Here is a 12,629-nt window from a genome sequence, read left to right on the forward strand (position 1 = left end):
GCCAGTTTAAGGGCTTCTGCTTTAAATTCAGGAGAATGGATAATACGTTTCTTCTTGTTTGTCATGATTCACCTCGTTAGTGATTGTACTCACTTAACTCGGTGTCCAAAACTGCTGGTGCGGATCAGCTGATTGTATGGCGTCACAATAAATTGCCCTAAAACTTCCGTAAAAAGCGTTAGATGCCAGTAATCAAAAAATCTATTGCAGCAATAATTTCGCTTCTAAACGTGCTTAGTTCGTTGACTGGGGTCGAGAGAATTCTAGTTGGTACACTAGCCATTTGATGAGTAAGAATTACAAAGTTACCTTCGTCGATATGAATGGTAGGGCATAAATGACTGGGTGCTTTTTTCTCTAGTAGCTCGATAGGCGTTAAAGGAATAACCAGCCGAGTATTAAGTGAATCTAGTAACTCGCTTTGGACATCAACAAAATATGGGTAGGCGGTAGCGGTGCTCTTATCGTTGTTCTTATAAAGCGTAAATTGCGACATTAGAATACTCGGTATGAATCAGAAAATAGACCGTGTTTTGCAGTTAAGTCGTTACAAGCTTCAATAGCTTCGGCGTTTTGCTCTAACCATTCAGCTTTCAATCGTTGTTTGACTTCTTTTTCTAGTGCCTGCTCCATTGTTGCAGATAGATTGATGTTTAGGCGTTTGGCTTCGGCTAACAACTCACTGTTTAGACTAAGATTTGTAGCCTTTTTAGGTGCATGCTTATCATATGCGTTTTTCATGAGGTGATCCTATGCGTATTCACTGTGCGCATTTAGTATGGCCGATAGCAGGGCATATATCAAATGACTATGGCAGAGCATCGAAGTCTAATCTTAAGAAGCTAATTCAAGTCATCAATTTCAGAGCAAATGCTCGATCGCACATTTGCTCCAAAACAAAAAAGGGATCTGACAAAGTCAGATCCCTTTCGCGTTATCAACCTAGCCATTTAGCCACGTTGTTTATTCCATTCTAATGCTTACTTGTCATCAACCTTAACAAACATCGTGGTTAGGACGAATGACAGGGCGAACACACCACAGACACCCAGTACAGCCTGAATGAAGTTCTGTGTACCTGCTGATAGGTAAGCAGGAAGACTGAACACAGAAGACAGGATGTAGCTTGTTAGGTGAGTATCCAATGTGACAGAGATGGCACCGAATACACCTGCTGCAAGGCTAGCGGTGAACATGGCTTTAGTGTACTTGGTAAGCACACCGAATAGCGCAGGTTCAGTAATACCTAGAATTGCTGTTACACCAGACCCCGCTGTGATTGAAGATTGCTCTTTCGAGACAGTTTTACGCTGCTTGTGCCAGATAGCAAGGGTTGCACCCGCAATCGCAAGGTTGCCCAAGCACATGATAGGCATGAGTAGATCTTTGCCGTACAGCGCGAAGTTGTTCAGGCTGATTGGCGTCATGCTGTGGTGAATACCGAACACGATAGTAATAGGACGTGTTAGACCGAATACGAAACCTGTCAGCGTTGGTGAAATTTCAAGTAGAGAGCTTACAACCCAACCAGCACCATTACTTAGCCACATACCTAGAGGGCCAACAAATGACAGGGTGGCGGTTGCCGTTACTGCGAAGGCAAACAGTGGTGTCAGTACCGGCTTAGCAACAGTTGGCACAATGCTATCAACAAGCGGTGTGACTTTAGAAAGTAGCCATACTGCGAGGATGGTCGGTACGATTGAGCCGCCGTAGTTCATCAACTCGATTGGCACGACGCCAAGCACGGTTAATTCTGCCACCTCGCTTGCCGCTTTTAGTGCCGCCGCTTTTTCAATTAGTTGCGGGGACAGCATAGCTGCTGCAACAGCCAGCGCGATGTATTCGTTAACTTTGAACATCTTCGCTGCCGAGAAAGAAACCAGCATAGGTAGGAAGAAGAACACGGCAACCGAAATCGAACGGAAGAAGAAAACAGTGTCTGATGTTTCTGAAATGACGTTAGTTGCGATAAGGCCAGATAGTAAGCCCATCAACATACCGGCACCGGCGATAGCAGGGACAACTGGGCCAAAAATACCCGCTACGATACGCATCGCGTTTTGGAATAGCTTGCCGTCTTTGGCTGAGGCAGCCGTATCGTCAGTATTGCTTGCTACGTTACCGTCTTGCAGCATACCTTGCAGCGTTTTGTGCCACTGCTCGACATCAACACCAATGATGATCTGAGTCTGATCTTGGGCAAAAACGACGCCTTGGACACCACTTATCGACTTAAGCGTCTCTTCCGAGGCAAGAGATTGATCTTTAAGCTTCAGTCGTAACCTTGTCATACAGTGTGTCGCATCAGCAATGTTACCAATGCCACCCAAAGCATCAATCATCAGTGTTAATCGTTCAGCAACACTGCTTTTCTTAGATGATGCTGAATTCTTTTTTCCAAAAGCACCCATTGACTCACTAATTTGCATAATATTATTAACTCTCTTTCAGAAAATAAATCTAGTGGAGTACAAACTCTTTGTAAAACAGTTCAAACTACCCAGATTCAATTATTTCAAGATATTAGATACTTATATCGGCTGGCTGCGATATAAAGTCGTACATTCTTATTATCTTCTTAGTCCTGTTAATCATTTATCAGTGCACCAACTTGCAGATAAAACCTTGGTGATGTCGCCGTCAGTGCTTGATGTAGGTGAATAATATAGAACCACGACAAAAATCCAACGCGGCAAACTGAGAGTTCAATCACGTTTTTTGGCGCATTTTAGGGGTGATGAAGCAATTTATTACGATTGGTCTGTTTTTGACGTAAGTTTTGCTAACTTACCATACCAATTAAATTTTATTAAAAAATGCACTTGAAAAGGGCTATTTTTAGTTGGTATATATAAAAATAGATTCCGGTTCAGATGAGACTTTCATTGTGAAAAAAAACATAATCAGTGATATTGAGTGCATTATTACTAAACCAGATAGACATAACCTAATTACGGTAATTGTAAAAACCGAACAAGGTGTGACTGGTTATGGTTGTGCTACGTTTCAACAGCGCCCATTAGCTGTTAAAACCATGGTTGATGAATATCTAAAGCCATTACTGATTGGTAAAGATGCGAATAATATCGAAGACTTATGGCAAATGATGATGGTTAACGCCTATTGGCGTAATGGACCCGTTATCAATAATGCTGTTTCTGGCGTTGATATGGCGCTGTGGGATATTAAGGCAAAACTAGCACAAATGCCTTTGCACCAACTGTTTGGTGGAAAATCGCGTGATGCCATTCCTGTTTATACCCACGCAACCAGCGATACAATGGAAGGTATTTATGAACTTGTAGACGAGTTCTTATCGCAAGGTTATAAGCATATTCGTTGTCAGCTAGGTTTCTATGGTGGTGTGCCTGAAAACATCCATACAACAGCAAACCCAACGGAAGGGTCATACTTTGATCAAGACCAATACATGGATAATACAATTACCATGTTTAAACTACTTCGTGAAAAATATGGCAACCAATTCCATATTCTTCATGATGTACATGAGCGTCTTTTCCCGAATCAGGCCATCCAGTTTGCGAAAGAAGTAGAGCAATATAAGCCGTACTTCATTGAAGATATTTTACCGCCAAGCCAAACAGAGTGGCTGGATAATATCCGTAGTCAAACATCAGTATCATTAGGTTTGGGTGAGTTGTTTAATAACCCTGAAGAGTGGAAACAGCTGATCATCAATCGCCGAATCGACTTCATTCGTTGCCATGTTTCACAAATTGGCGGTATTACACCGGCACTGAAACTTGCGCACTTGTGTCAAACCTTCGGTGTGCGTTTAGCTTGGCATTGCCCGCCTGACATGACACCAATCGGTGCAGCAGTAAACACCCATATGAATGTGCATTTACACAATGCTGCTATTCAAGAACATGTTGAATATAAAGAGAATACTCGTGCTGTGTTCCCGAATGCACCAGAGCCGAAAAATGGCTTCCTGTATGCGTTAGAAGAGAACGGTATCGGTGTTGAAATGGACGTAGAGAAGGCGAGAGACTTCCCTGTGACTTACCGACCACATGAGTGGACACAAAGCCGTTTACCTGATGGTACGATTCATACGCCTTAAGGTATTTGTGACCGTATTTAGTAAAATAGCCGCTTTTAAGCGGCTATTTTTTTCCTCGCATTTTAATATTTTCGCTATTAAAAGGGACAAGGTAAGTACAGTTATAATCGATATCGACCACTTCACTGACAATAAAGACTTCGCCAGTGGATAAAAAACCTCGGTTATTAATACTCATTGCTGCAATGCCTTTTTTACAACCTAGCAGCTGAGCGTCTTCTTTCGAAACATTTACTGCTTTATAGTTGGTTAAGTAACGTGCGATGTCATAACCTAAATCCAGGGTATGGTTTTGCAGCGAACTTTCAATAATCTCTGCTGTCATTTTGCTAAATAAGCTAACGGGTAATTTGGTGTTTTCTAATTGAACCACCGCGCCGTTAACTAAACGTAGCCGTTTTATATCCCAAATATAATCATCTTCACCAAATTGGAATATGTTTTTATCATGCCCGGTTGCGAGTTTCTTATGTAAGCTGACTTTTTTATAGGAAATTTCGTTAAAGCTGTTTTCCGTAATTGAGTTATAAATGAGCGGATTGTCGCGAACCGATTCTTTTACATAGTGACCAGCACCAAGTTTTGCTGTTACGACACCGATCGCTTCCAGCTTGCTTAGCGCTTTTCTTATTGTGAAGCGTGAGACTGCGTAGCTTTCAGCAAGATCCCTTTCAGCTGGCAATTTTACGCTTATTTTATTTTGGTAAATTTTGCTCAGAATATCTTGAACTACAAAGTCATACTTCTTCATTGGTGTGTTCTGTCTTGGAAAGCTACTTTATTTGATATTTTAGGGATATAACCAAGCTACTTCAAGAGTGGCGGGTGAGGGGATGGGCGTTCAATCGCGAGTGGTAAAGGCAGTAAATAGACGCGAAATCAGTGTTGAACTGAATAGGCCGCATTTGCTCAACCTATTCAGCTCAAGGGGGATGGCGGTTGGGTTGTTATGGATAGCTAGTCACGAACAGCTAATAATTAAGATATGGCGACTAATGTTTGGTGATCTCTGATAAAACATCACCAATAGAGCCACTTGGTTGGGTGACCCCCAATACATTCGATAGCGTGGGGGCGATATCGTAGGGGGTGATTGGGCGTGACACCTGCTGTGATTTGATGGTGTGTCCGGCAAAAATAACCGGGACATGGGTATCGTATCGCCAAGGGGAGCCATGGGTTGAAGCGATAGTGAGTCCATCCATGTCGTTAATGTATGTTCGTGGGTTAAATACTACGTAGACATCACCGGAACGTTGCGGGTGGTAGTTATTTTTTACTAGCTGCATTAGGTGTGAATCTGGCAGCGAATTAGCTTCGATATCGCGACTGGTCACAGCAGCGGCGACACCTTCTATTTTGGCAACTTCATCTGCTATGACGGCTTGTACGGTGCCTAAGTCGAGCCCTTTGCGCTTGATCACCTCATGGTCGAGGTAAATATAAGGCTGGGCATAAAGGCGAACCAAATCTTCACCCACTCCAAATCGAGATTTCAGTGTTTTGATTAACGCCGGTTTAACCACTTCTTTGTCAAAGTATCTCGCTGTTTGGTAGCCCAGGGCATTCACCGTTGGGGCTGCTTCAGGTACGCCATGATCCGCGGAAAGCACGATCAGGGTATTTTCTAGGCCGACTTTGTTATCAACTTGGCCAAGTAATTTGGCAATGGTGCTATCGAGGCGTATTAGGTTGTCTTCGGTTTCTAGGCTCGAAGGGCCATACATATGGATGACATAGTCATTAGATGAAAAGCTGACCGCAAGGTAGTCGGTGAACTTGCCTTGACCTAACTGCTCTTTATCAATCAATGTTGAGGCAAAGTTTTCGGTTAACTCATCACCTGCTGGGCTAAGTGTTAGCATGGTGCTGAAATAGGGATAACTTGCTGGCCCATACGGATGTGGGAAAGTACGCTTGAACCCGGCAAGATCAACCTTGTGCTCTGTTGCGGTTTCTTTTAGCGTGTATTTTTCCCGGGGCAATGAAAGTGTCCAGCGTTGCTTTGAATATTGTGCAGTGTGATCTGCGGCGTTCCAATCCATCACCCAGCTTGGGTATTGTTGATAGTAATAGTTACTGGTGACAAATTCAGATTGGGCTTTCGAGAACCAAAAAGCTTTACCGGAGTGACCTGCTAATGAAATTGCGCCTCTGTCTTTGACTGAGACAGAGAATATTTTTGATTCTCCGTTACTTGCTACTGCTAATTCGTCACTGAAGGTGGTTGACAGGATAGGCTCAGGTGAGCGCCCGTCTTGCTTTGCAGCTTTTTGAGTTGGGTCGATCTCTGTAGATTGATTAACACCTGCATTGGCGCTGAGCATGTTGTAGTTTTCATCTTCAACATTGTAAACAAGACGCGCTTTGCTTCTGTCATACCAGACATTACCAACCATGCCATGTACGCTCGGTGGTGCGCCGGTTGCCAGCGAGACATGACCGACAATAGTTTCTGTGTTGCCGTGCTGATAGTGGGCATTGGTGTAATAGACCCCCTGATCCATCAAGTATCGAAAACCAGATTCACCAAAATTGTGCTTATAACGTTCGAGTAAATCGGCTCGCAGGCCGTCGACAGTGATTTGTAGCACCAGTTTAGGTGTTTCTGTCGCTGCGGTGGCTGGGGCTGACATTAGCCCAATGGCGGAGCAGCTGGCTAGGGTAAGCAGTGGTATCCATGCTTTTTTCATTTTGTTGTCTCGCTGGATTAATAAACTAGATTGAGGCCAAGTGTTTGCCCTAATTGGCATCTCTTACCAGCCTTAGTCCCATATCAGACATAAGGATCGATTGGCTGGCAAAATCTCGGCGGAAGTTTTCTGACTCGTTGGCGTCGTAGGCGAAGCTGCCGCCACGCACTGATTTGTGGGCAAGACCGATATCGGTGTCTTGCGCGTTGTTAGGGTTGTTGGAAGGTGCGTAACGATAGTAACCCGCGTCAAAAGCATCAATGACAAACTCGCCGACGTTACCGGTCATATCATAGAGTCCCAGCTCATTTGGTTGCTTTTGTCCAACAGGGCGAGCGCGATTACCCGCATTGCCTGCATACCAAGCAACCTCATCAATATTATTCGAACCACTGAAAGTATAGCCTTTGCTTTCGTTGCCTCCGCGTGCGGCAAATTCCCATTCGGCTTCGGTGGGAAGGCGGTAGTTGGCACCTGTGAGTTCATTCAATTTGTCGACAAAGAAGTTTGCTTGTTGCCAGCTGATATTGTTGACCGGCACATCGGGATCTTTGAAGTAGCTGAGTGATGCGCCCATTACTGACTCGAACAAGCCTTGGGTGACTTCGTATTTGGCAATGTAGAAGCTATCGACCGTGACTTGTCGTGCTGGTTGTTCTGACTTTGCTGCGGTTTCATCATTCGAGCCCATTTCAAAACTACCGCCTTCAACAAGTACCATTTCATCTTCTATCTGTTGTTGAATCGGGTGTGGTATCGGCTCGGAATGGCTTGATGCCAACCAGATGGCAGCTGTGGTGCTAAGGACAGCAGCAAGAGCAAAGTGTTTTGAGCGAGAAGGCATGGCCGATACTCCAAAATGAACAGAGCACCATTGTAGGCAATTTGGTCATACCCATAGGTTATAAGGGGTATAACAAGCGATCTGGCGTGGAGGTCATTAACATGACGCCTTACCTCAGTTAATGGCTTCAAAGGTGAGATATGCTAGTCACTCAAGGTCCACAGTTTAACGGTAAGGCATCAAAGCGTTTGCACGTAATGGCAAAGCCAATTGGTGCGGCGTGCAATATCGATTGCACTTATTGTTACTACCTGAGCAAACAGGATTTGCTTGAGTATAAGAAAGGCTGTTCGCCGAAAATGGATGACGAAACATTAGAAACCTATATTCGCCAATACATTGAGGGGCAGAACACGCCTGAGATTATTTTTTCTTGGCAGGGCGGAGAACCAACCATCCTCGGGTTGGCATATTTCCGAAAAATAGTTGAGCTTCAGAAAAAGTACCAACCCGCTGGGGTGAAGATCGCCAACGACCTGCAAACCAACGGCACCTTGCTCAATGATGAGTGGTGTGAGTTTTTGGCACAGCACCAGTTTCTGGTCGGCCTAAGTATTGATGGGCCTGAGTTACTGCACAATGCGTATCGTACTAATAAAGCAGGACGTGGAACGTTCAAGCAGGTAATGAAAGCCGTAGATTTACTGCATAAGCACAAGGTGAAATTTGCGACCCTGACCTGCGTAAATAACCTGACGAGCAAGAACCCGTTGGATGTTTATCGATTCTTACGTGATGTTGTTAAGTCGCCGCAAATGCAGTTTATTCCCATTGTTGAACAAAAAACATTCCGCACCACTGCACCTCAAACTTGGCACCCGCAAACCCAGTTGCGTCAGGGCGATAAACGTTTAAACCCGTGGCATAAAAATTCGGTGGTAGAGCCTTGGTGTACTTCGGCAGAGGCGTGGGGGGATTTTCTGATCGCAGTTTTTGACGAGTGGGTGAATAACGATATTGGCAAGGTATTTGTTCAGTATTTCGAGGCCAGCGTTGAAACCTGGATGGGGCGGAAAAACCCACTGTGTACTTTGGGTGAGATCTGCGGCAAAGGGCTAGCGATGGAGTCTAATGGGGACGTGTTTACTTGCGACCATTATGTTTATCCAGAATACCAAGTGGGCAATATCCATCACCAAAAATTGGATGAGATGGCGTATTCCAGCGAACAGCAAAAATTTGGTTTTGCCAAATCACGGACTTTAACCTCTCAGTGCCAGCAGTGCGACTACAAATTCGCTTGCTATGGTGAGTGCCCAAAAAACCGGTTTATCCGAACCAAAGATGGCGAGCCTGGACTGAATTATTTGTGTGCCGGTTGGAAAAAGTTCTTTAACCATGCAGACAGTACCTTGACTTATATCTTAAGGGCTACGGGCCACCCTGTTGCCAATGGCAAATTCCGTGATGGGCTGCTGAAGGCGCATTCGCCTCAGTATTCATACGTTCACAATCGTGCCTAAAGGAGGAAATGTGCCATGAAAATGACCTTAGCAAAGGGGCTACTTGTGTCGATTCTTACGGTTTCTGGCGGCATGCTTTTGGGGGGAGTGTCTGCCTTGCCAGCCAGTGCAACTGAGGTTGTCGATGCTGTTCAAGAGAAAGCGATTCAAGAGAAAACTATTCAAGAGAAAGCTATTCAAGAGAAAACAGGCACTCAAGACAAGCCTGAGCAGTCACAACAGGTTCAGTCTCAACAAGGCCAGGCCCAACAGCTCCAGCAGTGGGTAATGATTGCCCAAGATAAACGACAGGATGATGCCACAAGGGCAGAGGCACTCAAGCAGCTTGCACGGTACCCAAATCAAAACAGTCTAGTTGCGGTTGCAAGAGCCCTGGGTGATGAAAGTGCCGTGGTTCGTGAAGCCGCGGTGGTTGGCGCAGAACCTTATCAGTTCGCCCATCGCTGGCGAATGCTTTCACCCTTGCTTTCCGATAGCGAGCTGCGAGTGAGGCTCACCGCAACCACGAACTTGGTGCGTAATTTTGCCGAGATGTCACCTGAGCAACAATCCATGCTCGAAAAGCCTGCAGCTGAGTTGGAGGCGTACCTAGAAGGGAAGAAAGACAGCCAATCTCAGTTATTGCTAGCGGATGTTTACCGTTGGCAACAACAATGGCAGCCTGCTCAAGCGTTGTATGATTATCTGTTGCTAGAAGATAAAACCAACCCGCAAATTTGGTTGAGCATGGCTGATAACTACCGCGCCCAAGGCGAGAACGAAGCGGCGAACAAACTGTTGCTGAAAGCGCAGTTTATCCTACCTGACAATGCCAATTTATATTACTCACAAGCGCTAACCTTGGTGAGGTTGAACCAGAAAGCCGATGCTGCGACAGCCATACAAAAATCCACCGAACTTGAACCGCGAAATAGCTACTTTTGGTACCTGAACGGGGTGCTGCAAGAACCTATTGATATCAAGGTTGCGACCGCATCGTTTGAAAAAGCGTATCAAATCTCGGGCGCCCCTGAGCAGTTGTACGCCGTGTGCGACATCTATATTCGACATGACCATCAAAATACCAAGGCTTGCCTTGATGAATTGGCTGAAGTCGCACCGCCGTATGTCATCGATGAACTGAAATCCAAACAAGGCTAATTAGCCTTATTTTCCCCTAAAGAGTAATTGAGAGAGTATATGCGACCATCAAAAGTAGCGCTGGCCGTTGTGTCAGTGTTTTCCCTGTCGGCACAGGCAAGTGGTATTTTTCTACAGGAAGCAGTAACCGCCAATGCAGGGGCAGCTGGCGCGGGTGACGGTGTTTATACCGATTCGGCCGCGGCGATGTGGACGAACCCCGCGACGATGAGTGGGATGGGAGAGAGCCTTACGACATTTAATGTTTTGGGCTTTGATCTCGAAATGAAATACACCGATAAAGATGGGCAAGCGGATGGTAAAGCCCATTCGGTATTACCGTCATTTGGTGCATTTCACGCCCATCAAATTACCGACGATCTTCATATTGGCTTAGCGTTAGGGGCTGTCGGCGGATCTAGCCTTGCTTATGGTGATCAATGGGCGGGGGCACCTGTTCTTGATGAAATTACCTTAACTGCGATGCAGTTCAATCCAGCATTAAGTTACCGATTGAACGACCAATGGTCGGTTGGGGCGGGGCTGCAATTTAGTTGGGCGGCGTTGCAGCAATCAAGCAAGCGATTGGATGTTAAGCAAGATACCGATTGGGCGTTTGGTGCCAATGTTGGGGTAATGTACCAGCACAATCCTAAGTTGGTCGTCAGTGCGAGTTATCGAACAAAGTTGGAACATGAGTTTGATACACGCGTATCGGGCCCGACCGAAATTGGGGTGATCAATCGTCTTCAAACTGATCTTAGTCTACCAGCCCTTGCCGATATCAGCGCCAGTTACGCTTATAGCGACAAGCTGAACTTGTTGGCATCTGTTCAGTGGCATCGTTGGAGTGAGTGGGATAAAACGGTAATGAACTTTACTCCTGATACCGATCTTGGGTTGGGGCGTGACGGGGTGACGATAGATAGGGATTGGGACGATGTATGGAAGTTCGCCTTGGGGACGGATTATCAGCTAAACAGCAAATGGCGCCTAAAGGCAGGATTATCATATGAAACGTCGCCACAAGATGATCCAACCAAGCAATGGGTTGATGTCCCAGTTGGTGAGCAATACCGCTATTCGGTTGGTGCCTCAACCAAGTGGGATGGTATCACCGTTGATATGTTCTACGAATATGCCGATTTAGGTGAGGTTGATATTGAACGGCAGAAGGTGGGGCTAAACGGCACCTTTGATGGCAGGATGCACTTTGTTGGCCTTAGCTTTACGTATTAACTGAGCTTTACGTACTAACCCTTGTTTGAGGTATGAAAAAGCCCTGAATTTCAGGGCCTTTTTATCGCAATTTGGCAGGTTAGTAGTGCCAAGGGAAGCGGCTGAAGTCTTGGTCACGTTTTTCTAGGAACGCGTCACGGCCTTCTTGGGCTTCGTCTGTGCCGTAGGCTAGGCGAGTTGCTTCACCGGCAAATAGCTGCTGGCCAACCAAGCCATCGTCAGGCAAGTTAAAGCCGTATTTCAACATACGCATTGCTGTTGGCGACTTGCTGTTGATTTCTTTCGCCCAACGCAGTGCTTCGTCTTCAAGCTCAAAGTGATCAACCACTTTGTTAACCATACCCATTTCGTAAGCTTCTTGTGCGCTGTAGTCGAAGCCACAGAAGAAGATTTCACGGGCACGCTTTTGACCAATCATTTTCGCCAGGTATGCAGAGCCGTAGCCTGAATCGAATGAAGCCACATCAGGGTCGGTTTGCTTAAATACCGCATGCTCTTTTGATGCTAGCGTCAGATCACAAACAACATGAAGGCTATGACCACCACCAACAGCCCAGCCTGGCACAACAGCGATAACCACTTTTGGCATAAAGCGGATCATACGCTGAACTTCAAGAATGTGTAGGCGACCCATGCGGGCAACATCTGCTTTACCGGCTTCTTCACCTTCGTACTTGTAGCCATCTTTACCGCGAATACGCTGATCTCCACCTGATGAGAATGACCATTGGCCTTTCTTCGATGGGCCGTTACCGGTTAGCAGTACGCAACCAACATCTGACCACTGGCGTGCGTGATCAAGTGCGGTGAAAAGCTCATCAACCGTTTTAGGACGGAACGCGTTTAAGCAGTCAGGGCGGTCAATAGCAATACGTACCGTGCCCTGATCTTTGGCGCGGTGGTATGTGATGTCTTCAAAATCGAAGCCTGGAACAGCTTCCCATAATTCTGGGTTAAAGGTTGTTTTGTCGGTCATGTTGAAAATAGCCTCAACGAATAGATGACATAAGGCTAGGGAGTTAAAGAAAAAAGTCAAATTTTGAGTGAAAAAGTGGTGATATAAATAGCGAATTGGAAGCTGACTGTTCATCGACTGTACAACTCATCAATGACCCTGTTCAAACATAAGTTAACGAAGGTATAGCGCTGTATAAATGATACTGAATAATTAGCTATTTGTT

11 protein-coding genes are annotated in these 12,629 nt (G+C 45.6%); 4 read left to right on the forward strand and 7 right to left on the reverse strand.

What is annotated here, in order from left to right; translation table 11 throughout:
- Positions 1–178: 178 nt before the first annotated feature.
- From C9I98_RS24730 to C9I98_RS24740, 3 genes are all read right to left on the reverse strand, one after another.
- Positions 179–496, reverse strand: coding sequence for a CcdB family protein (locus tag C9I98_RS24730; RefSeq protein WP_036828144.1), 318 nt, complete (start codon positions 494–496; stop codon positions 179–181).
- Positions 496–741 (reverse strand): type II toxin-antitoxin system CcdA family antitoxin, encoded by a 246-nt coding sequence (locus tag C9I98_RS24735; RefSeq protein ID WP_036828142.1) that lies wholly within the window; start codon positions 739–741, stop codon positions 496–498. Before C9I98_RS24735 ends, C9I98_RS24730 begins: the two co-directional genes overlap by 1 nt.
- Before the next feature lie 239 nt (positions 742–980).
- Positions 981–2,414 carry a PTS transporter subunit EIIC gene (locus C9I98_RS24740; RefSeq protein WP_425440733.1) on the reverse strand — a complete coding sequence of 478 codons (1,434 nt, stop codon included), beginning with the start codon at positions 2,412–2,414 and terminating at the stop codon, positions 981–983.
- A gap of 476 nt (positions 2,415–2,890) precedes the next feature.
- On the opposite strand from C9I98_RS24740, the gene C9I98_RS24745 reads away from it, so the two are divergent.
- Positions 2,891–4,090, forward strand: coding sequence for an enolase C-terminal domain-like protein (locus C9I98_RS24745; protein WP_107272606.1), 1,200 nt, complete (start codon positions 2,891–2,893; stop codon positions 4,088–4,090).
- 43 nt (positions 4,091–4,133) lie between these two features.
- On the opposite strand, the gene C9I98_RS24750 is transcribed toward C9I98_RS24745, so the two are convergent.
- The 3 genes from C9I98_RS24750 to C9I98_RS24760 form a co-directional block, all read right to left on the reverse strand.
- Positions 4,134–4,841 (reverse strand): GntR family transcriptional regulator, encoded by a 708-nt coding sequence (locus tag C9I98_RS24750; RefSeq protein WP_107272607.1) that lies wholly within the window; start codon positions 4,839–4,841, stop codon positions 4,134–4,136.
- 241 nt (positions 4,842–5,082) lie between these two features.
- On the reverse strand, positions 5,083–6,783 hold the full coding sequence (locus C9I98_RS24755; RefSeq protein WP_036817075.1) for an alkaline phosphatase family protein: 1,701 nt from the start codon (positions 6,781–6,783) through the stop codon (positions 5,083–5,085).
- A 49-nt stretch (positions 6,784–6,832) separates the two neighbouring features.
- Positions 6,833–7,627: a formylglycine-generating enzyme family protein gene (locus C9I98_RS24760; protein WP_036817068.1), complete on the reverse strand. Its 795-nt coding sequence runs from the start codon at positions 7,625–7,627 to the stop codon at positions 6,833–6,835.
- A gap of 140 nt (positions 7,628–7,767) precedes the next feature.
- On the opposite strand from C9I98_RS24760, the gene C9I98_RS24765 reads away from it, so the two are divergent.
- From C9I98_RS24765 to C9I98_RS24775, 3 genes are read left to right on the forward strand one after another with little or no spacing between them, the layout of a single operon-like run.
- Positions 7,768–9,090: an anaerobic sulfatase maturase gene (locus tag C9I98_RS24765; protein ID WP_036817065.1), complete on the forward strand. Its 1,323-nt coding sequence runs from the start codon at positions 7,768–7,770 to the stop codon at positions 9,088–9,090.
- Between the two features lie 15 nt (positions 9,091–9,105).
- Positions 9,106–10,230 (forward strand): tetratricopeptide repeat protein, encoded by a 1,125-nt coding sequence (locus C9I98_RS24770; protein WP_081878827.1) that lies wholly within the window; start codon positions 9,106–9,108, stop codon positions 10,228–10,230.
- 39 nt (positions 10,231–10,269) lie between these two features.
- A complete protein-coding gene (locus C9I98_RS24775) occupies positions 10,270–11,448 on the forward strand; it encodes an OmpP1/FadL family transporter (protein WP_107272608.1) in 1,179 nt (392 codons plus the stop codon).
- Positions 11,449–11,527: 79 nt separating this feature from the next.
- Here C9I98_RS24775 and C9I98_RS24780 read toward each other — a convergent pair whose 3' ends face one another.
- Positions 11,528–12,424, reverse strand: coding sequence for a 1,4-dihydroxy-2-naphthoyl-CoA synthase (locus C9I98_RS24780; RefSeq protein WP_107272609.1), 897 nt, complete (start codon positions 12,422–12,424; stop codon positions 11,528–11,530).
- Between the last annotated feature and the right edge of the window lie 205 nt (positions 12,425–12,629).

This window comes from Photobacterium sanctipauli, from assembly GCF_003026495.1.
In the GTDB taxonomy this organism is placed as follows: domain Bacteria; phylum Pseudomonadota; class Gammaproteobacteria; order Enterobacterales; family Vibrionaceae; genus Photobacterium; species Photobacterium sanctipauli.